The organism is Gordonia abscondita, from assembly GCF_032711245.1.
GTDB lineage: Bacteria > Actinomycetota > Actinomycetes > Mycobacteriales > Mycobacteriaceae > Gordonia.
Window position 1 is genome coordinate 1213487 of the sequence record NZ_CP128986.1, and the last position, 21066, is coordinate 1234552.

Here is a 21066-nt window from a genome sequence, read left to right on the forward strand (position 1 = left end):
CGCGACAACCGCCCCTGCACCCTCTACGAGGAGCCGAACCACGTGAAGCGCGTCCTACTCGCACTGATGGCATTCCTCGGCGTCGCGTGCATCGCGGCGGCGATCGCCCTCCCGACGTACCTCGTACCGAAGTTGAAGGTCGTCCCGCTCGACCTCGACATCACGTCGGTTTCCGAGACCGTCGCCCCCGAAGGCGAGACCGGCGACCGACTCCCCGCGCGCATCTTCGACCGGTGCTCGGTCTCCGAACGCCGTGCGGCAGTGTTCGACGCGCATCTAACGCAGCAGCGTCGCTCGGTGATCGTCGACCCGTCCGACGAGAACCAGGCGACGCTCCAGTCGGCGCAGACTGTCCGGGTCGACCGAGTCCGTGATGCCGACGGCAAGGAACGCGACCTCACGATGTCGACCGACGGGAAACTCCCGTGCGACGACGCGCTGTTGACCGCGACGGTCGACCGGGTGTCGGTGGACCGCAAGACGTCAGTGCCGAACGGCAACGTGAGCTCGCTCCAACTCGAGGCGGTCCCCGAAGGCGGCAACGTCGACGACGCGTCGGTCAAGTTGGAGAACCGCAAGGGGTTCCAGTACAAGTTCGGCTTCGACGTCGGTAAACGCGACTATTACTACTACGACACGAACAGCCGTCAGGACTCCATCGCGAAGTTCGCGGACGAACGCCGGATCGACGGCGTCGACACCTACCACTTCGTCGCCGACGTTCCGGAGAAGGACCTGTCCGATCTCCCCGACGCGTCGGGCGAAGCCGCACTCGGCACCATCTTGAACATGCCGGCCCGCTGGTGGGGAATCTCAGGCAAGGGCGTGAAGAGCCGCGACCTGGTGGAGATGCACCGGTACGCGAAGGCCACGCGCCACGTGTACGTGGAGCCGACCACCGGCACGATTATCTACGGCTACGAAGACCAGCACCAGTATTTCAAGTCGCCTGATCAGAGCGAGGACGCACCGAAAGCCGTCCGAGACTTCCAGATGGACGCGCTGAAGGCGACGTTCAAATGGTCGGACGAGACGGTCGCACAGCAGGCCGATCGCGCCAAGCACTACCTGACGCTCCTGAATTGGGGCGGCAAGTACGTTCCGATCGGGCTCGGTGTGCTCGGCGTCCTGCTGCTCGTCGGATGGGCGATCCTCGTATGGCGTCGACGCGGCACGAAGTCCGGCGACGACCCCGACGACCCGCAGTCGCCGGACGAGACACCCGGTGAGGGACCGGGCGACGGCCCGGACGACGGCTATCCGTCGAACCCGACCGGTGGCGCACCCGCGTATGCGTACGCTGACGAACCCACCGCGACCACTGTGATCCCTGCGGTGTCGCCCACTGACGACACGACGGTGATCCCGACCCAAGACGATCCGTACCGGGATCCGTACCGCCAGGATCATCCCTACCAGCCTCCTGCTGACGAGTCTGCGACGGCGACCTGGAGCCAGCCGGACGACCACGTCGCATCGAGCCCAGCTGACGAGACCGACACCGGCTCGTTCCGTCCGATCACCGATCCGACCCGCCCGATGCCAGACTACGAGCGCTACCGTCGGCCCGAGTAGAACCGCCTGACGCTCAAACGCGGGTCTCGCTGACATCCGCGGCACTCGTGAATGCCGCGAATGTCAGCGGGACCCGCGTTTACGTCAGCGATCGCTGTCAGCGGCGGGCGACAGCGCGGCCCGCGGCGCGGCCGGAGAAGATACAGCCTCCGAGGAAGGTGCCTTCGAGCGCGTTGTAGCCGTGGACTCCGCCGCCACCGAACCCCGCGACCTCGCCTGCAGCGTACAAACCGTCGAATGCGACGCCGTCGGGACGCATCACCTGCGAGTCAAGGTTGGTTTCGAGGCCGCCGAGCGTCTTACGGGTCAAGATGTTGAGCCGGACGGCGATCAACGGGCCGTGCGCCGGGTCGAGCAGCCGGTGCGGTTTTGCGACGCGGACTACCTTGTCGCCCAAGTATTTCCGCGCATTATGAATCGCCATGACCTGCGCGTCCTTGCTGTACCCGTTCTCCATCTGTGCGTCGCGCGAAGAGATGGTGCGTTCAAGATCCTGCAGGTCGATGTGCCCGCCTCGGCCGATTTCGTTCATACCCTTGACGAGTTCGGGCAGCGTGTCACGAACGATGAAGTCGACACCGTGCTCAGTGAATGCCTCGACCGGCCCCGGCATCCCCTTAGCGAGGCGACTCTTCGCCGCGACCTTCAACGACTTCTCAGTGATATCCGGATTCTGTTCCGAACCGGAGAGCGCGAATTCCTTCTCGATGATCGACCGGCTGAGCACGAACCACGAGTAGTCGTAGCCGGTGTCGAGGATCGCCTTCATCGTCGAATTCGTGTCGAAACCGGGGAAGTTCGGCGCTCGAAGACGGTTGCCGTCAGCGTCGAGCCACAGCGAAGACGGGCCGGGGATGATTCGGATCGCATGGTCGGACCAGATCGGATCCCAGTTCTGGATGCCTTCGGTGTAGTGCCACATGCGGTCGCGGTTGACGATGTTTCCGCCCGCCGACTCGGTGATCGCCAGCATCCGACCGTCCACGTAGTCAGGCACGCCCGAGATCATGAACTCCGGCGCCGGACCGAGCCGGTCGACCGGCCAGTTCTCCCGGATGAGGTCGTGGTTGTGACCGATCCCGCCGGAGGTGACGATCACCGCGTCGCCGCGGATCTCGAAGTCGTCGGTCTCCACACGCGACGACGGGACACCGCGCTCGGCGTCGCTCGGCTCCAACACACGGCCGCGCACACCGACCGCGGCACCGTCCTCGGTGATCAGTTCGTCGACGCGACGCCGGAACGCGAAGTCGACGAGTCCGCGCTTCTCCGCTTCGAGTACCGGTTCCAGGAACACTCGGACCACGTCGGGCCCGGTCCCCCACGAGAGATGAAAGCGCGGCACCGAGTTGCCGTGTCCGTCGGCGAAGCCGCCGCCGCGCTCGGCCCAACCGACGACTGGCGTGAATCGGAGTCCGAGATCGTGGAGGTACTGGCGTTTGATGGTCGACGCGAAGTCGACATAGGCCCGCGCCCACTGTCGCGGCCAGTAATCCTCGTCGTCGCGGTCGAACCCTGCCGAACCCATCCAGTCCTGGAGGGCCAGTTCGGGCGAATCTTTGATGCCTAGCCGACGCTGTTCAGGACTATCGACCAGGAAGATTCCGCCGAGCGACCAGAACGCCTGTCCGCCGAGGTTCGCACGATTCTCCTGGTCGACGACGGTGACGCGTTTGCCTGCCTTCGTCAGTTCGTAGGTGGCGACCAGTCCGGCCAATCCAGCTCCTACGACCACCGCGTCGACGTTGTCCCGAGTACTCACGTGCTCCCCTGTTCTTCGCGCCTGCTATCGCGCACATCACATCGGCGACTCTACCGCCACGCGGGGCACCCGCCCTCTCCGCGGGCGACGAATACCGCTGCCGCCCAACTGTGGTACGCCGGTCACGCAGGCTCGCGGCATACGTGCGATTCACGAGATGTGCCGGAAAGTGCCCGTGATCTAGGACGTCACAACCCGGTTCAACCCGGCCTCCCCTTTGGACAGACGGTCACAGTTCGATTACGCTCACTCACCGAACGGGGGTCAGGGTCGTCAGGCCCGACAATTTGTACTCGCGGCCGCGCGTGCGTGGCCATCAACAGAAGGACTAACGCATGCTCTCCAGCGCCCGCAAGCGCTTGACCGCCGGTGTTCTGGCGGCCGCCGCTGCCGCCGCCGGGACGCTCGTCGCCGTCGCACCCGCACCGCAGGCCTCCGCGGCTGGCACCGTCGAGAACGTCTACTCGCACGCAATGCATCGCAGCGTGCCGGTGAAGATCATCGAAGGCAAGGGCGGTGGCTCCAAGCCGACCCTGTACCTCCTGGACGGTCTCCGCGCCCCGGCCCACAACAGCGGCTGGCTCATCGAGACCAACGTCGACAACTACATGGCGAACAAGGGCACGAACGTGGCCATCCCGTTCGGCGGCGCAGGCAGCTTCTACACCAACTGGGAGCGTCGCGACCCGAAGCTCGGCCTCAACAAGTGGGAGACGTTCCTGACCAAGGAACTGCCCGCCTACATGAAGAGCAAGCACAACAGCGACAACCGCCGCAACGGCATCGCGGGCCTGTCGATGTCCGGCACCGCGGCCCTGAATCTGGCATCGCGTCACCCGAGCTTCTACAAGGCCGTCGCCTCGTACAGCGGCTACCCGACCGTCACCATGCCCGGCTTCGGTCAGGGTATCCAGGCCTCCGTCATGGAGATGGGCGGCAACCCGACCAACATGTGGGGCGTCTGGCCAGCGGGCGAGTGGGCAGCCAACGATCCGTTCCTGACCGCAGGCAACCTGGCAGGCAAGCGCGTCTACGTCTCGTCCGGTACCGGTGTCGGATCCAAGTACGACTCGTCGCTCACCCCGGGCAGCCCGCGGTTCAACCCGACGAAGTTCGCCCAGATGGTGCCGCTCGAAGTCGCTGCGTCGACCAGCTCACAGTTGTACATCGCTCGCCTCGCGACCGTTCCAGGCGTCAAGCTGACCACCGACATCACGCCGGACGGCGCACACTGGTGGGACTACTGGGAAGCTCGCTTCAAGCAGTCGTGGAACACGACGTTCCGCCCGGCGTTCTTCTGAGCGAAGCGCTCGATACTGCTCGACCAGCATGAACCCGCCTCGGCCGGTGACTCCGCAAGGAGTCACCGGCCGATGTCGTGTCTTATCGCTACTCTAAGAGCGTGGGAACCGGACAGCACATTCTGACTCGTAAGACTCCATCGGCGATGTTTCTAGTCATGACGATCGCCGACGATGCGGTAGACGCGGTGCGCGAGAGCATCAGCGGGCTGGCAGACCTGGTGACGGCCGTATCGTCGCGAGCACCCGAAGCCACGCTGTCGGCGATCATCGCGGTCGGCTCGGACGCTTGGGACCGTCTGTACAGCGGACCGAAGCCCGCGTCGTTGCATCCGTTCATCGCGTTGACCGGCGAAGTGCACGCTGCGCCTGCCACATCCGGCGACCTCCTGTTGCACATCAAATCCGACCGCATGGATCTCGCGTTCGAGGTCGGCCGCCTGTGGGCGGCATCGGCAGGCGACGCCGTCAACGTGGTCGACGAGGTGCACGGCTTTCGGTATTTCGATTTGCGCGACCTGATCGGCTTCGTCGACGGGACCGAGAACCCGACGGGCGACGACGCGGTCGATGCGATCGTCGTCGGCGACGAGGACCCCGACTTCGCAGGCGGCACGTACGTCGCAGTCCAGCGGTACGTCACAGACTTCGCCGCGTGGACCGCACTCAGCGTCCCCGCCCAAGAAGCGGCGATCGGCCGTACCAAACTGGAGAACGTCGAGTTCGACGACGATGTGAAACCGTCCAATTCGCACATCGCGTTGAATGTGGTGGAAGACGAGGAGGGTAACGAACTCGACATCGTGCGCGACAACATGCCGTACGGCGACGTCGGGGGCGACGGCGAGAGCGGCACCCTCTTCATCGCCTATTCGAGAACCCCCGATGTCACCGAACAGATGCTGCGCAACATGTTCATCGGCGATCCGGAAGGCAACTACGACCGGCTCCTCGACTTCACGACCGCCGTCACCGGCAACCAGTACTTCGCACCGACCATGGAGTTCCTCGAAGACCCGCCGCCCGCGCCCGTTGCCGAAGAGGAACAGCTCGCAGTCGAAGACCAACAACCGACCGCCGAACCCGACCCGTCCGACGGATCGCTCGGCATCGGATCACTCCGCGCAGCCACCACACGACCGAAGAACGTAGAAGGGAACATCCGATGAGCAACCTGCACCGCGACCTAGCTCCGATCTCCAGCGCCGCATGGGCCGAGATCGAAGAGGAGGCGAGCCGTTCGTTCAAGCGCAATGTCGCCGGTCGACGACTGGTGGACGTCAAAGGCCCGCTCGGCCTCGACACCGATTCGGTGACCATCGGCCACCGCACGAAGATCGACGCACCCGCCGACGGCATCTCGGCGTTCCTGCGGAATGCGCAGCCACTGGTCGAGCTGAAGGTCCCATTCACGGTGACGCGGGAGGCGATCGACGACGTCGAGCGCGGCGCAGCCGACTCTGACTGGGACCCCGTCGTCAACGCCGCCCGTGAGCTCGCGCTCGCGGAGGACCGCGCGATCTTCGGCGGATACGCCGCCGCCCAGATCACCGGGCTCGGCTCCGGTGCGGCCAACATCGCGCTGCCCGACGATGTCCGCGCGTCCCCGGACGCGATCAGCCAGGCCATGAACAAACTGCGTCTGGCGTCGGTCGATGGCCCGTATTCGCTGGCCTTGTCGGCCGAACTGTACGCACAGGTCAACGAGACGTCGAACCACGGCTACCCGGTGCGCGAGCACCTGCGCCGCATCCTCACCGACGGGGAGATCGTCTGGGCCCCCGCGATCGACGGCGCCTACCTGGTGTCCACTCGCGGCGGCGACTTCGAACTGACCATCGGTCAGGACGTGTCGATCGGCTACGACTCGCACGACGCGGACGTCGTCAACCTGTACTTCACCGAATCGTTCACCTACCTGACCTACACGCCGGAAGCCGCCGTCGCGCTGCGCTGAGCGCGACGAAAAACCTTCGTCCGATCGGCGGACAGCCGTATAGAGTCGACGGAGTGCTCATCCGCCTGCTCCGCACGTACCTCACGAAGTACCGACGTCTGATCATCGCCGTCGTCGCGCTCCAACTGGTCGCGACGGCGGCGATGCTGTACCTGCCGACCCTCAACGCCGACATCATCAATCGCGGTGTCGCGACCGGCGACACCGGCTACATAGTGAGTACCGGCGGCGTGATGCTGCTCGTCTCCCTCGTCCAGATCGTCTGTTCGGTGATCGCCATGTACGCGGGCGCACAAGCCTCGCTCGGCGCTGGACGCGACATGCGGCATGCCTTGGTGCACCGCGTCAACGGCTTCTCGGCGCGTGAAGTCGGCCAATTCGGTGCACCGTCGTTGATCACCCGCACCACGAACGACGTACAGCAGGTGCAATTGCTGGCTGTCATGTCGATCTCGATCCTGGTGACCGCCCCGATCATGGGTATCGGCGGCATCGTGATGGGCATGTACGAGGCGCTGCCCATCTCGTGGCTGCTCGCCGTCGCCGTCCCCGTCCTCGGGCTGACGATGGGCTTGATCATCGGGCGGATGATCCCCGCGTTCCGCTCCATGCAGGAACGGATCGACGGCGTCAACCGGGTGATGCGTGAACAGATCACCGGCATCCGCGTGGTCCGCGCGTTCGTGCGGGAACGCCACGAGATCCAGCGATTCGGGGTAGCGAACGATCTCCTCGCCGACTCCTCGCTGCGCGTCGGACGGATGATGGCGTTGATGTTCCCGGCCGTCATGCTGATCACCAACCTGACGTTGATCGCCGTCCTCTGGTTCGGTGGCCACGCGGTCGGCGACGGAACCGTCGAGATCGGTTCGCTCACCGCGATGATCAGCTACGTCATGCAGATCATGATGTCGGTGATGATGGCGTCGTTCTTGGCGATCATGGCGCCGCGAGCAGGCGTCTGTGCCGAACGCATCTGCGAGGTCCTCGACACCGAGTCGTCGGTCCACACCCCCGACAAGCCGATCGCGATGACCGGCGACCCAGCCGTCGTCGAGTTCGACGCCGTCGAGTTCGGTTACCCCGGCGCCGATGACCCGGTCCTGGAAAACATCACGTTCGCCACGAAGCCCGGTACGACGACGGCCGTCGTCGGCTCCACCGGCGCCGGGAAGACCACCCTCGTCAACCTGATCCCTCGGCTCATCGACGCGACCGGCGGCACACTGCGGATCGGCGGCGTCGACGTCCGTGACCAGGATCCCGATGTATTGCGGCACAGTATCGGCCTGGTGCCGCAGCGGCCTTACCTGTTCTCGGGAACCGTCGCCAGCAACCTCCGCCACGGGAAGCCCGACGCGACCGACGACGAACTGTGGTCGGCGTTGGAGATCGCGCAGGCCGCCGACTTCGTGCGGGCAATGCCCGACGGTCTCGACACCGCTATCGCCCAAGGCGGTACCACCGTGTCCGGCGGCCAGCGTCAACGACTCGCGATCGCCCGAGCACTGGTCCGCCGTCCGTCGGTCTACGTCTTCGATGATTCGTTCTCCGCTCTCGACCTGCAGACCGACGCCAGACTGCGCGCGGCGCTCACTCCCGCGACGCGCGACGCAACGGTGATCGTCGTCGCCCAACGCATTTCGACCATCACCTCCGCGGACCAGATCATCGTCCTCGAACAGGGCGCCGTCGTCGGTCTCGGCACCCACGACGAGCTCCTGGAATCGTGCGCGACGTACGCCGAGATAGCCGAGTCCCAACTCGCGATCGGAGCGGCACAGTGAGCAGGCCCGGCGCCCCCGGCGCACCCGCGATGGAGAAGCCACATTCGTTCGGTCCGTCGCTGAAGCGACTCATCCGCCAACTCGGCGCCTACCGTGCGGCGATGACCGTCATCCTGCTCGCGATCGTCGGTTCCGTCGCGCTCAACGCATACACGCCGCGGGTCCTCGGCGACGCCACCAACGAGTTGTTCGACGGCGTGATCGGGTCACAGCTCTCACCTGATCTCAGTAAGGCGGAGGCCGTCGACGGCTTGCGAGAATCGGGGCACGGCACGTTCGCCGACATGGTGTCGGCGATGGACGTCGTCCCCGGTCAGGGCATCGATTTCGACGCCGTCGGCCGCATCCTCGCTCTGGTTCTCGGGCTGTACGTCGCGTCGGCCCTCCTCGGCTGGCTGGGCGCGTTCCTCCTCAACAAGGTGGTCATCGGCACCATCACCGGGCTGCGGGCCCGCATCGAGGAGAAGGTTCACCGGCTACCGCTCAAGTATTACGACGCGTCCGCCCGTGGCGACCTCCTGAGTCGGGTGACCAACGACCTCGACAACCTGTCGCAGTCGTTGCAGCAGACCATCAGCCAGTTCCTGAACTCTGTACTGATGGTGATCGCGATCCTGGTCATGATGTTGTCGATCTCGCCGCTCCTGTCATTGATCGCGATCGCTACGGTTCCGATCGCCGCCGTCGCCACCGCCTTGATCGCGAAACGGTCCAAGCCGCACTTCGTCGGCCAGTGGTCGTCGACCGGCGCGTTGAACGCGCAGATCGAGGAGGCATTCACCGGGCACGAACTGGTCAAGGCATTCGGGCAGGGGCAGGCCGTCGAAGCGGCGTTCGACGACCGCAACGAGAAGCTCTACGAATCGTCGTGGCGCGCCCAGTTCATCTCCGGAATCATCATGCCGACCATCATGTTCCTCGGGAACCTCAACTATGTGGCGGTGGCCGTCGTCGGCGGTCTCCGAGTCGCGTCCGGCCAGTTGAGCCTCGGCGAAGTGCAGGCGTTCATCCAGTATTCGCGTCAGTTCACTCAGCCGCTCACGCAGATCGGGTCGATGTTCAATCTGATGCAGAGCGGTGTCGCGTCGGCCGAACGAATCTTCGCCGTCCTCGACGAGGAGGAAGAGGATCCCGACCGCGCCGATGCGCAGACGCCGACGTCGGATGCGGGTCGGATCGTCTTCGACGACGTTTCGTTCCGGTACGTCGACGACCGTCCGTTAATCGAGAACCTGTCGTTGACAGCAGAGTCGGGCGACACCATCGCCATCGTGGGGCCCACCGGTGCGGGCAAGACGACCCTGGTGAACCTCATCATGCGGTTCTACGAACTCGACGCGGGCACCATCTGGGTGGACGGCGTCGACGCGTCGGCAATGACCCGCGACGACTTGCGAGAGCGGACCGGCATGGTGTTGCAGGACTCGTGGCTGTTCGGCGGGACCATCTACGACAACATCGCATACGGCGACCCGTCAGCTTCCCGCGAAGAGGTGATCGAAGCGGCCCGGATCAGCCACGTCGACCACTTCGTCCACACCCTCCCCGACGGCTACGACACGGTTCTCGACGACGAGGGCGGCGGCGTCAGCGCAGGCGAACGACAGCTCATCACCATCGCCAGGGCGTTCCTCGCCAAACCGACCATCCTCATCCTCGACGAGGCGACGAGTTCGGTCGACACGCGCACCGAACTGCTCATCGGCAAGGCGATGGCCAACTTGCGCGCCGACCGGACCAGCTTCGTCATCGCCCACCGGTTGTCGACGATCCGCGACGCCGACACCATCGTCGTCATGGAGGACGGACACATCGTCGAGCAGGGCGATCACGCGGAACTGTTGACGGCTAAGGGCGCCTACTTCCGGTTGTACAACGCGCAGTTCGCCGGCCCGTCCGAGCCCCTAGACGACGAACAGGCGACGGCGGCCGAACGCGTGCGGCACTAGTCTTTCACTGCACACCTGTCGAAGAGGCTGAGGAGGATGACGTGCCCGCATCGCGCATCGTCCTGATCCGCGCCGTCAACGTCGGCGGAGCGAAACTCCCGATGGCTGAACTGCGCGACATCGCGACGCGAATCGGCGCGACGGATGTCTCCACATATATCGCGTCCGGGAATCTGCTGTGCACCCCGCCGGGCCACGCCGATGCATTCGATCGCGCTCTCGAGCAAGCGATCTCGGACGAGTTCGGCTATTTTCGGGAGGTGATCAGCCGGAGCCCCGACGAGGTCGACGCCGCCATAGCCGCGTTTGCGTTCGGCGAAACGCAGCACGGCCACCTCTACTTCCTGACCGGGACTCCGGAAGCCGATGCGGCGGCCGAGTTCTGCGCCCGTGACTTCGCGAACGGCGAACGTCTCGCCGTCGTCGGGCGCGACCTGCACATCGACTATCCGAACGGTGCGGGCAAGACCCAGCTGAACGCGAAGGCGATCGAACGCGCACTCGGCGTCACCGGGACCGGCCGCAACCTGCGGACGAGCGCCGCCCTCGTCGAACGAGCACGCGCGTGAGCGGCCAGCCGACCCCGCCCGGAGCCGTCGACGCTCGCTTCACACTCGCGGCCGAACGCACGATGCTCGCCTGGCTGCGCACGGCCCTCGGGCTGATCGCCGCCGGTGTCGCGGTCCTCCACCTCATCGGCGAGTTCAGTTCGCCCGCCATGCAGGCCACGCTCGGCATCGGGCTGATCGCGTTGGGCGTTGCGTCGGCCGCCGTCGGCGGGTGGCGCTGGTACCGAACAACGCACGTGCTCGAACACGGCGGACGGATGCCCGGGCCGGTCGCGATCTGGGTGCTGATCGGCGGTCTCATCGTGCTCGCGGTGGCGTTCGCGGTCATTCGCTGACGTCCCGGTAATCTCAATCCCCATGACTGACTCGTCCAAAACCGTTGAGATCTCGACCGACGGCGCATGCCTGGGCAACCCGGGCCCCGGCGGCTGGGGCGCGATCCTGCGATACGGCGACGTCGAGAAGGAACTGTCCGGATCCGAGCCGGACACCACCAACAACCGCATGGAGTTGATGGCCGCGATCAAAGCACTCAACGCACTCACCCGGCCGTCGACAGTAATCCTGTACACCGACTCCAGCTACGTTCGGAACGGCATCACCAAGTGGGTCGCCGGCTGGGTCCGCAACGGTTGGAAGAATTCGAGCAAGCAGCCGGTTAAGAACACTGACCTCTGGCAAGAGTTGATCGAAGCCGAGAAGGCGCACACCGTGGAATGGCGGTGGGTGAAGGGCCACGCCGGCGACAAGTACAACGAGATCGCTGACACCCTGGCGACGAGCGCCGCACGATCATTGAAGGGCTGATCCGGAGCCGGTTGTGACGTCGGCCAGGCGGCCCGCCTCAGACGTCACACTTCAACGGGTGGATAGAGTTGATCCATCGTGAGCTGTCGACTCCGACGGGCCGCCCACGAACTGACGCCGATACTGACCAGCATAACGCCCGCGAGAACGATCACCGATATCCACAGTCGGTGATCGACGCCGCCGGAGATCAGCTGGCGCATACCTGTCACGGCATAACTCATCGGATCGTAGGGATGCACGACTTGGGCGAGTTTCGCCGTCGTCTCCACCGGATAGATGCCGCCGGACGCGACGATTTGCACCATCAGGAACGCCAGCGACACGACGCGGCCGACGGCCACCCCGAACACCGCGGTGAACATTTGGATCAACGCTAAGAACGCTCCGGATATCAGAAGCATGAAGGCGGCCGTCCCGAGGGGATGGACCGGGTCGAGGCCGACAGCGAAGTGAGCCACGAGGAACATCACGACGACCTGTGCGAATGCGATGAGGACCGCCGGCCAGTACGACCACAGTACGGCTCGCAGTCCCCCGAGCCCGTCCAGAACGGGTCGGACCTGTACCGGTTTGATCAGCATCCAGATGATCAGCGTGCCGATGAACAGCGCCAGCGGGACGAAGAACGGCGCGAATCCCGCACCGAACGTCGGAGCCTCGTTGTGTGTCACCGAGCTCAGCTCGACCGGCTGCGACAGGTTCGAGGCAGTCTTCGCCCGCCGCTGCGAGTCACCGAAGTCCGGGATCTGTTTCACACCGTCCGCCAGGCCAGTCGACAGCTGGTTAGCCCCGTCCAGCAGTTTCGGGGTGCCGTCGGCGAGTTGCGTGGCGCCATCGGACAACCGCTGGCTCCCGTCGGTGAGCTGCACGAGCCCCGAATTGAGTTGGCCTGCGCCCGCCGAAAGTTGGTTGGCGCCGCCGACCAGCTCGCCGACCTTGCCAGGCAGTTCACCGCTCTCCAACTGTCCGAGAAGACTACGTAGACCCGAGTTCCGGTCGCCGAGTTGCGCCGACAACGATTTCGACTGCTGCGACAGCGTTGTCACGCGTTGCGCCGTGTCCGGGTCGACGCCCTCGGTCCGCAAGAACTTCTGCACCGGTCGCAGCGACGCCGCCAACGACCGCGCCCCCGGATCGTTGCTGTTTCGCAGCTGCGCGATGACCCCACTCAACGCGTGTTCGGCTTGCGACTGTCCGGCACCGACCGCGCCGATCCCGTCGAGGAGGGTCGACGCCTCCTTGGTCAGGCTGGCGACGTCGTCCGCGTACTGTGTCGGTTTGAGGCCCGACTTCGCGACGTCTTTGAGGGCGGCGGTGAGTGGTGCTGTCGCCTGATCGACGCCGGACGCGAGCTGTCGCGCACCGTCGGCGAGCTGCGCGGAGCCATCGCGAGCGGTCACCATGTTGACCGCCAGCTCGTCTGCGCCGTCCGACAGCTGCTGGGCGCCGCTGTTCGCGGTACCCATACCCGCCGCGAGCTGCTTCGCGCCGTCGGCCGCCGTCGTGAGCCCCTTACCTGCCGAGACGAGTCCGACGAGGATCTGGTCGACGGCCTGTTCGCCGATCGCACCGTTGACGGCTTCGAGAACCTGCGCCGAAGCATTCTGTCCGATGATCCCAGCCAGATAACTGTTGGCATCGTTGTACTGGAATTCGATCGTCGCCTTGTGTGGATCGTCGCTGATCGCCGATGCGATCGCGCTGCTGAAGTCTTTCGGGATGGTGATTGTGAAGTAATAGCGGCCGTGCGCGAGTCCGTCTGCGGCGTCGGCCTCATCGGTCGCCGTCAGATCGAGTTCGTCAGAGGCCAGAAGCTGCTCCTGCACCTGTCGCCCCGCATCGAGTTGCTTGCCCTGCGACACCGCGCCCGCGTCCTCGTTGACGATGGCCACCGACACCTTGTTGACCTCATCGAACGGGTTCCAGAACACCCACAGGTACATCGCGCCGTACAGGAGCGGCAGCAGGACGATGGTGGCGAGCGCGATCCTCGGCATCGCACCTTTGCCATAGCGCTTGAACTCGGTGCCCAGTGACAGTCCCGCCAGCATCAGTTGGTCCCTTCGTCGTGGACGAGATTGTTCTGCGTCAGATTCGGCATGTCGATCACCTGTCGATGCCCCAGATCGTCGTCGACCGGGTTGCCGGTGGCCGTGATGACGGTCTGCTGCCGGCCGAGGTCCACCAGGCGTTGCAGCAGCGCCCGTTGGTCGGCGACACTGCTCAGTTGGTCGACGCCACCGACCACGAGCAGCGGTGGGCGACGCGTATTCGCGAGCGCGATCCGCAGCAGTGCGACGTCGAGTTCGTGGAGGTCTTCGACATAAGCACGCGGGGAAGGCACCGGCAGCGGCCCGAACACGGGACGACACACCTCTTCGACGGACTGCGCGCGCCTGCGGACGAATCGGAACCATGGGGAGTCCCACCGCAGCTTCTCGGTCACCAAGTCGGTCACCCGTGCCGCGTCGTAGACGGCGTCGAGATCGTCGACGGCTCCGATCGCCGCGATCTTGAAGATCGCCTTCGGGGTCGTCGCACCGAACACCGAGAGCTGTCCGGACTTCGGTTTCATTCGGCCGGCCACCGTCAACAACAGACAGGTTCGGCCCGAACCCGACGGTCCGTGCAGAACGGTGAGCCCGCCCGCCGGGACGTCGAGATCGACGGGGCCGTACACCGGGCCCGACGGTCCGCGCTTGGCGAGTCCTCGGGCGACGACGGCTGCGGTCAACGGCAGGCTAGTCATGGACCGACCTTAATCCGGGGGAGCAGTCGGGCACGAGCACGCGCGCCGAGGCGGTGCCCGGACGAACGGTCACGCTTGCGACGTGTCGGGTGTCACCGCGAACTCCGCGAGCCGATTCGGGCGGCACGATCGACGAGACCCCTTCGCCGACAACGGCCGTCGCTGCCACCACGGGTTGAGGCGCATGTCACCGGCCCGCGTAGGTTGGTTCGCAGACAGATAGTCTCGTCCGCTGTTCGAACAGGAGCCAGGAATGACCGCCACCGTCGGCCTCGCGTACGAACGGCACGGCAGGCGGGCCGACGCCGCGCCGATCGTATTCCTCGGCTCCCTCGGTTCCGACCGATCCATGTGGCGGCCGCAGATCGCTGGGCTTTCTGACGTCCACGACCTCATCGCTGTCGACTTGCCAGGGCACGGCCGGTCACCGGCGCCGGTCCGGACCTACACCGTCGCGGACATCGCCGACGACGTCGCCGCCGTTCTCGCCGCCCTCGACGTCACAGCGGCCCACATCGTGGGCAGCTGCCTCGGCGGTGCGACGGCGCAACAACTCGCCCTCGCATATCCCGACACGGTCCGCACCCTGACACTCTTGTGCACGGCGGCGCGTTTCGGCGCCCCGGAACCGTGGGTCGACCGAGCGCAGACCGTGCGCGTCGATGGGACGGCGTCGCTCGCCGACCGCGTCGTCGAACGGTGGTTTACCTCGACGTTCGCGCAACGCAATCCGGCGATCATCGATCGGATGCGGGCCATGGTGTCCGCCACGTCTGACGAAGGCTACGCGGCGAGCTGCGAGGCGATCGCGGCGTTCGACAGCCGCGACCGCCTCGGTTCGATCAGTGCCCCCGCGCTTGTGATCGGCGGTGCGGCAGACTCCGCGACTCCGCCTGAGCACCAGCGGTTCCTCGCCGATCAGATCCCCGACTCCCGTCTACAGATCCTCGACCACGCCGCGCATCTCGCGTCGTACGAGCAGCGGTCCGCGGTGAACGCGGCCATCATCGAGCATGTTGCGCAACACTGACCAGGTGGCCGACCCCGCTACGTGAGCACCTGCCGCGGGATCGGACTCAACGGGAACGGCGCGACGAACGGCACCGACTGGAAGCGCACGGTCGCGTGACCGCGCGGATTCGCGGTCGCGTCGTCGCCGATCAGCCACCGGTACGAGATCGCCACTTCGCCGGGCCACTCGCTTCGGACAACGTGAGTGAACGCGGTCGGCTTGCGTGTCGCCGTCGAGATGAACCGATCCTGATCGAAGAACAGGATGTGTGTCGGCGAACTGCCGGTCGCCCCGCGAGGGTAGACCTGAACCCATTTGGACCAACACCCGATAGCCGAGCCCTGTCCGGTCACCACCCACGAGATGTCGCGGCCGGGGAACGGGGGCGCGAGGCTGCGGACAGCGGCGTTGACGCGGCCAGTCGGGATGCCCGGGCACGCGACTGCGCGCGTTCTGTCCGACGGTGCTGCGGCGACTTGGCCGGTGCCCGCTGCGGCCCCTAGCGTGGCCGCAGCCAAAATGAGAGCGGCCGCGGCCGTCTTGATGTGATGACGCATGTTCTTTCTCCTCTCCTCTCCCCGACCGATTCGGTGCGACGTCGCAGACCTCATGTCGCAGATCTGATATCGCAGACCTGATGTCTTCAGCTTTCTGCGTTCGGCGCACCTACTACGTCGTGGCGACCGGGCGCACCGTTCCAACCTCGTCATTCGATCGACCGACGGCCCAGTCGGCGCCGCTACACCGCGATCGTGCTCGCCCACACATCTGAGCCAAAATGCGCAACCCCTTGCAATCCGCCCACTCTGGTGAGTACGGTCACATCTGTTGATCGATCGATCGGGTTATTCGTGTGGGCTGAGACGGCAGGTGGGAACGGTATGCGCATAGGCAGTCTCCTGAGCAGGCTCGGGATGGTCGGGGTGGCTGCGGCGACCGCAGCGACGGTGCTCGCGCCGGCCGCGTGGGCCGCACCGAGCCGCAGCGCGAACGTCGGCGGCGGCGTCGAACAGGCGTACATCACCGACACCCGGCCAGGAACCGCGCTGACGTTGGTCGCAGCCGACGGATCTACCGTGGGTTCCGGCGTCAGCGACCGGCTGGGTTCACTGCTCGTGCGGCACCTCTCGCCGGGCTCATACACGTGGAAAGGTGCGGGCATCGCACCCCGCTCCGTGCAGGTGACCGCCGTCGACTCGCCGCCGCCGAACTCGTCGCTGTACCACCAGAAGATGCACGAAGGACTGAACTACATTCGCATGAGGGATGGCGTCACACTCGCGGCGACAGTTCGACTCCCGTACGGCAAGAAGCTTTCCGACGGCCCGTTCCCGACCGTCGTCGAGTACTCCGGCTACCAGAACGCCGCACCGAATGATCTGGTCGCAGGGGCGATCGGCGACAAGGTCGGTGTATCGGATCCGCAGGCGCCCGCGAGTTCGGTGATCGTCGGTGCGACGTTGGCTCCGCAGATGCTCGGCTTCGCCACAGTGAGCCTGCAGATGCGTGGAAGCGGTTGTAGTGGCGGCGACTTCGGTCTATTCGATCACGTGACGGCGCTGGACGGATACGACGCGATCGAGACCATCGGTCGCCAAAAATGGGCGAAGAACAACAAGGTCGGCATGGTCGGCATCTCGTTCTCCGGCATCACCCAGATGTACACGGCGGGCACCCGGCCGCCGCACCTCGCTGCGATCGCCCCGATGAGTACCACCGGCGACCTCTATTCGACCGGCCGACCGGGCGGCATCTTCAACAAGGGTTTCGCTAAGTCGTGGCTGCAGGAACGGGTCGACGACGCGAAGCCGGGTCCGTCCGGCGGTCAGCCGTGGGTCAAGGGCCGCATCGACGGCGGCGACAAAGTCTGCGCCGCCAACCAGAAGCTCCGTCTACAGACGCAGGACCCGTTCGCTTTGATCGACCAGAATCCGCTGGCGTCGGCACCGGTCTACCAGGAGCGCTCGATCCCGGAGTGGGCGTCCAAAATCGATGTTCCGGTGTTCCTCAGCGGTGCCGCGCAGGATGAGCAGACCGGCCCCGCCTGGGTCGACGTCCTCGGGGCCCTCACGCACAACCCAAAGGTGTGGGCCAACATCATCAACGGCCGCCACTTCGATTCGCTCGGCCCGCAGATCCTGTCGCGGTGGGCGGAGTTCCTGCAGATCTTCGTCGCCGACGAAGTGCCGCGCACTCCACCGGCGATGGCTCCGCTCGGGCTCGCAGTCTATCCGGCTGCGACGAACGCCCCGGGACAGCCGATACCGCCGGTGCGATTCGCCGACTCGCCGAACCTGAAAACCGCGAAATCGCGGTTCATCGCCGGAACCCCGCGGGTGCGGGCACTGTACGGTAACGGCGCCGGCTCGGCAGGAGCAGGCGGACTGTCGTCGCCGTGGCAGAAATCGTTCCGGTCCTGGCCAGGTGAAGCCGGAGCCGAACGCCTCTACCTCGGCGGCAACGGAAAGCTCAGTGCGACGGCAGGCAGCGGCGAGATCTCGTTCCGCCCGAACCCGGTGAACCGTCCGCTCAACACGCTCGCTGACGCATCAGTCGACACGGCGGCCGCGTGGGGCACCTCCCCGAACTACGACTGGAAGCAGGCTCCGGGTCAAAGCGGCCTGGGATTCATCAGTGCCCCCCTGACATCGGATCAACTCATGTTGGGCGACGGCTCCGTGACACTGAACGTCAAGAGCAGCGCACCGGCGACCGACCTTCAAGTCACACTCACCGAAGTGTCGGCGAGTGGACACGAAACGGCGATCGGTACCGGCGTCCTCCGATCGAGTCACCGTGGCGACGGCACGAAGCCGGACTACACGACGTCACGACCGATGACCCCGGGCTTGCACCAGATGACGATTCCGATTCATCCGGTGATGCACTCGTTCGCTAAGGGATCACGCATCCGCATCCTGATCAGCGCTCCTGGCGGTGACCTGGCCGCGTGGCAGTTCGACACTCCGCGCACCGGCGGCCGCGTGGTCGACACGATCGACCTGTCCCGGTCGTTCATCAAGCTGCCCGTCGTATCCCACTCCGGCATGCCGGTCCGCCCGCAGTGCGGTTCCCTTCGCGGCCAACAATGCCGGGTCTACCACCGGGCGTTCAACGGAGGCTGACTCAGCCCAGTCGATCAGAACCAGCGTTCGAGGACTTGGGCCACACCGTCGTCGGAGTTGGTGCCGGTCGTCTCGTCGGCGGCGGCGAGCGCGACCGGGTCGCCGTTGCCCATGGCGACACCGTGCGCCGCCCAGCGGAGCATCTCGGCGTCGTTCGGCATGTCGCCGAACGCGACGACCGACGATCCCGCGACGTCGGTGTTGGCAATCAGCCACTGCAGGCCGGACGCTTTGTGCACTCCGGGCACCGAGAGTTCGATGAGCCCGGTGTCGATGGAGAAGGTGACTTCCGCGAGGTCACCGATGTACGGGGTGATCAGCGCCGCCATCTCGTTCGAACTCATGCCGGGCTTGCGCGCGAGTAGCTTCACCGCGGGCATCTCGGTGAGGTGACGGTCAGCGACCTCCACGTGGTCGGGATTAAGCCAGGCGTGCTCATATCCCGCCGATGCCACGAACGATGGAGTCGCCGCGTCGTGCTCGACGGTGCCCGCCCGCTCAGCGGCCAGACCGCAGCCCGGGACGAGTTCGATGCACACCATGCGCAGCGACTCCAGCACGTCGGGCGCGAGTTCGGCAGCGAACAGGACGGCGTCGTCGCGTACGTCGTAGACGATCGCACCGTTGGCGCAGACCGCGTACCGCACGGCGGCGGGTGTCGCGGCGAGTTGCTCGGCGATCTCGGGAACCCATCTCGGGGGACGCCCGGTCGACAACACCAACTCGACGCCCGCGTCGGCCGCTCGAGCCAGGACGTCGCGCGTCGGCTGGGTGATCTGATTGTGATCGTCGATGAGGGTGCCGTCGACGTCGGACGCGATCATCGTGGGAGGACCGAATTTGTCGCCGCTCACTCGCCCTGCCGTTTCGCCGCGCGCCGCGCGGCCTTCTCCTGAGCTTCCGCGTCTTCGATGACGAGAGCCTCCTCTGGTGTCGGGGCGCTTCCGCCGAGTCGTGCGGGGAGCCAGTCGACGCCCGCTGGCGCGTCCGGATACCCGTCCTGGACGCGGTGCAGCGCGGCGACCATCAGCTCATGCAGCCGATGTGTTGCGGCGACGACGTCGCCGTCGCTTCCGGCGAACGTCACCGGTCGCCCGAACGCCACGTGGATGGGGATGTGCGCGCGGCCGATATTACGTTTCACGCCCTTGCTGAGCTGGCGTTGAGCACCCCACACGACGACGGGAACCACCGGAACATCCGCCTCGACCGCCATCCGGACGGCCCCGGTCTTGAACTCCTTGGGCTCGAAACTCCGGCTGATGGTCGACTCCGGATAGACAGCGACGAGTTCACCGTTCTCCAGTGCGTCGACTGCCGCGCGGTACGCCTCCGATCCGGCCGACCGGTCGACGGGGACACTCCCGGTGTGAGCGACGAGGAACCTCATGATCGCCAGGTCCATCACCTCGGACTTGACCATGAAACGCGCACGGCGGCCGCGCTCCTTCAACGCGAGACCGACAGGAAGGAAATCCGCGTACGCCGTGTGGTTGATCGCCAGTACGCCGCCGCCGGCCGGGATGTTGTCCAGTCCGTCGAAGCGCAGGCGGGTTCCCTGCACCGCGCGGATACTGACAGCGATCGTTTCCAGGGTCCGATACACGGGCTCCATCGCCGGTGAACCTCCTCGGTCAGTCCTCACGCTCGTCGCGCTTACGCGCCTTCTTCTCAGCGTCGGCGACGTCCATCGCGTTTGCCTCCTCGAGCGTCGGAGCTCCGCCGCCGCGCGCGGCAGGGACCCAGAACTCACCCGGGGGGTACGGACCGTACGCGTCCTGCAGTTCGGTGAGCTTGGCGCGCATCGACTCGTGCAGGCGTGCGGTCAGCTCCGCCGGGGTGCCTTCCGGCTCGATCGGTTCCCCGACTCCCACCAGAATCTTCGCGCCGCTGCGTCCCATGTTGCGCGGATGCCCTTTGGTCCAGATCCGCTGCGCACCCCACACGACGGTCGGAATGAGCGGCGCGCCCGACTCGAGAGCCATCCGAGCCGCACCGCTCTTGAAGTCCTTGAGTTCGAAGCTCCGGCTGATCGTCGCCTCCGGGTAGACGCCGACGAGTTCACCGCGTTTGAGATAGTCAACCGCGTCCCGATAGCTCTGCGCCCCGTTGCCGCGGTCGACCGGAATGTGTTTGAGGGACCGCATGATCGGGCCGCCGACCGGGTTGTCGAAGACCTCCTTCTTCGCCATGAAGCGAACGTAGCGACGCCCCTGCAGGAATGCGGGGATTCCCGCGAACGTGAAGTCGAGGTATCCGGTGTGGTTGAACGCGACGACTCCGGGACCGTCGGTTGGCACGTGTTCGACCCCCGAGATGTCGAGCTTGAGTCCCTGCGCGAGCCATAGCAGGCGAGCGGTAGACACGACTGACGCGTACACGGGTTCCATAGGGGTGATCGTAGCCGGGACTTGCGACCGATGAATATCGCCTGGGGCCGCGCCCACAGGAAGTGCGGTGCGACGCGGCG

The 21066-nt window shown here is 65.8% G+C and carries 18 protein-coding genes; 11 read left to right on the forward strand and 7 right to left on the reverse strand.

The annotated features are described in order from the left end of the window. Positions 1 to 42 precede the first annotated feature (42 nt). Positions 43 to 1575, forward strand: coding sequence for a PorA family protein (locus tag MP11Mi_RS05700; RefSeq protein WP_420041328.1), 1533 nt, complete (start codon positions 43 to 45; stop codon positions 1573 to 1575). A gap of 97 nt (positions 1576 to 1672) precedes the next feature. On the opposite strand, the gene MP11Mi_RS05705 is transcribed toward MP11Mi_RS05700, so the two are convergent. Then, the gene (locus MP11Mi_RS05705) at positions 1673 to 3337 is read right to left on the reverse strand and encodes an FAD-binding dehydrogenase (protein WP_420041329.1); all 1665 of its coding nucleotides are present in this window, start codon (positions 3335 to 3337) and stop codon (positions 1673 to 1675) included. A 335-nt stretch (positions 3338 to 3672) separates the two neighbouring features. On the opposite strand from MP11Mi_RS05705, the gene MP11Mi_RS05710 reads away from it, so the two are divergent. The 8 genes from MP11Mi_RS05710 to rnhA all read left to right on the forward strand — a co-directional run bounded on the left by MP11Mi_RS05710 (position 3673) and on the right by rnhA (position 11707). Continuing rightward, the gene (locus MP11Mi_RS05710) at positions 3673 to 4638 is read left to right on the forward strand and encodes an alpha/beta hydrolase (RefSeq protein ID WP_420041330.1); all 966 of its coding nucleotides are present in this window, start codon (positions 3673 to 3675) and stop codon (positions 4636 to 4638) included. Between the two features lie 101 nt (positions 4639 to 4739). Next, positions 4740 to 5807 (forward strand): Dyp-type peroxidase, encoded by a 1068-nt coding sequence (locus MP11Mi_RS05715; RefSeq protein ID WP_420041331.1) that lies wholly within the window; start codon positions 4740 to 4742, stop codon positions 5805 to 5807. After that, complete coding sequence (locus MP11Mi_RS05720; protein ID WP_420041332.1) at positions 5804 to 6595, forward strand: family 1 encapsulin nanocompartment shell protein; 792 nt, start codon at positions 5804 to 5806, stop codon at positions 6593 to 6595. The genes MP11Mi_RS05715 and MP11Mi_RS05720 overlap by 4 nt, the downstream gene beginning before the upstream one ends. A gap of 53 nt (positions 6596 to 6648) precedes the next feature. Next, positions 6649 to 8382: an ABC transporter ATP-binding protein gene (locus tag MP11Mi_RS05725; RefSeq protein WP_420041333.1), complete on the forward strand. Its 1734-nt coding sequence runs from the start codon at positions 6649 to 6651 to the stop codon at positions 8380 to 8382. Continuing rightward, positions 8379 to 10331: an ABC transporter ATP-binding protein gene (locus MP11Mi_RS05730; RefSeq protein WP_420041334.1), complete on the forward strand. Its 1953-nt coding sequence runs from the start codon at positions 8379 to 8381 to the stop codon at positions 10329 to 10331. The genes MP11Mi_RS05725 and MP11Mi_RS05730 overlap by 4 nt, the downstream gene beginning before the upstream one ends. A gap of 41 nt (positions 10332 to 10372) precedes the next feature. After that, positions 10373 to 10900: a DUF1697 domain-containing protein gene (locus MP11Mi_RS05735; RefSeq protein ID WP_420041335.1), complete on the forward strand. Its 528-nt coding sequence runs from the start codon at positions 10373 to 10375 to the stop codon at positions 10898 to 10900. Further along, positions 10897 to 11235, forward strand: a complete 339-nt coding sequence (locus MP11Mi_RS05740; RefSeq protein ID WP_420041336.1) for a YidH family protein — start codon at positions 10897 to 10899, stop codon at positions 11233 to 11235. Before MP11Mi_RS05735 ends, MP11Mi_RS05740 begins: the two co-directional genes overlap by 4 nt. Before the next feature lie 22 nt (positions 11236 to 11257). Then, positions 11258 to 11707, forward strand: a complete 450-nt coding sequence (gene rnhA / locus MP11Mi_RS05745) for a ribonuclease HI (RefSeq protein ID WP_420041337.1) — start codon at positions 11258 to 11260, stop codon at positions 11705 to 11707. Positions 11708 to 11751: 44 nt separating this feature from the next. On the opposite strand, the gene MP11Mi_RS05750 is transcribed toward rnhA, so the two are convergent. Next, the gene (locus tag MP11Mi_RS05750; protein WP_420041338.1) at positions 11752 to 13761 is read right to left on the reverse strand and encodes a YhgE/Pip domain-containing protein; all 2010 of its coding nucleotides are present in this window, start codon (positions 13759 to 13761) and stop codon (positions 11752 to 11754) included. After that, positions 13761 to 14459 (reverse strand): ATP-binding cassette domain-containing protein, encoded by a 699-nt coding sequence (locus MP11Mi_RS05755; protein WP_420041339.1) that lies wholly within the window; start codon positions 14457 to 14459, stop codon positions 13761 to 13763. The genes MP11Mi_RS05750 and MP11Mi_RS05755 overlap by 1 nt, the downstream gene beginning before the upstream one ends. A 253-nt stretch (positions 14460 to 14712) precedes the next feature. Here MP11Mi_RS05755 and pcaD point away from each other — a divergent pair, with 253 nt between their 5' ends. Next, positions 14713 to 15489: a 3-oxoadipate enol-lactonase gene (gene pcaD / locus MP11Mi_RS05760; RefSeq protein WP_420041340.1), complete on the forward strand. Its 777-nt coding sequence runs from the start codon at positions 14713 to 14715 to the stop codon at positions 15487 to 15489. A 17-nt stretch (positions 15490 to 15506) separates the two neighbouring features. Here pcaD and MP11Mi_RS05765 read toward each other — a convergent pair whose 3' ends face one another. Further along, on the reverse strand, positions 15507 to 16028 hold the full coding sequence (locus tag MP11Mi_RS05765; RefSeq protein ID WP_420041341.1) for an LppP/LprE family lipoprotein: 522 nt from the start codon (positions 16026 to 16028) through the stop codon (positions 15507 to 15509). A 324-nt stretch (positions 16029 to 16352) separates the two neighbouring features. Between MP11Mi_RS05765 and MP11Mi_RS05770 the strand changes: the two genes are divergently transcribed. Then, positions 16353 to 18596 carry a CocE/NonD family hydrolase gene (locus MP11Mi_RS05770; protein ID WP_420041342.1) on the forward strand — a complete coding sequence of 748 codons (2244 nt, stop codon included), beginning with the start codon at positions 16353 to 16355 and terminating at the stop codon, positions 18594 to 18596. Positions 18597 to 18610: 14 nt separating this feature from the next. Here the strand turns inward: MP11Mi_RS05770 and MP11Mi_RS05775 are convergent, their stop codons facing one another. The 3 genes from MP11Mi_RS05775 to MP11Mi_RS05785 are packed head-to-tail and all read right to left on the reverse strand — an operon-like array spanning position 18611 to position 20986. Beyond that, positions 18611 to 19420, reverse strand: coding sequence for an HAD family hydrolase (locus tag MP11Mi_RS05775; RefSeq protein WP_420042020.1), 810 nt, complete (start codon positions 19418 to 19420; stop codon positions 18611 to 18613). 26 nt (positions 19421 to 19446) lie between these two features. Further along, the gene (locus MP11Mi_RS05780; protein ID WP_420041343.1) at positions 19447 to 20211 is read right to left on the reverse strand and encodes a lysophospholipid acyltransferase family protein; all 765 of its coding nucleotides are present in this window, start codon (positions 20209 to 20211) and stop codon (positions 19447 to 19449) included. A gap of 19 nt (positions 20212 to 20230) precedes the next feature. After that, a complete protein-coding gene (locus tag MP11Mi_RS05785; RefSeq protein WP_420041344.1) occupies positions 20231 to 20986 on the reverse strand; it encodes a lysophospholipid acyltransferase family protein in 756 nt (251 codons plus the stop codon). Positions 20987 to 21066: the final 80 nt, after the last annotated feature.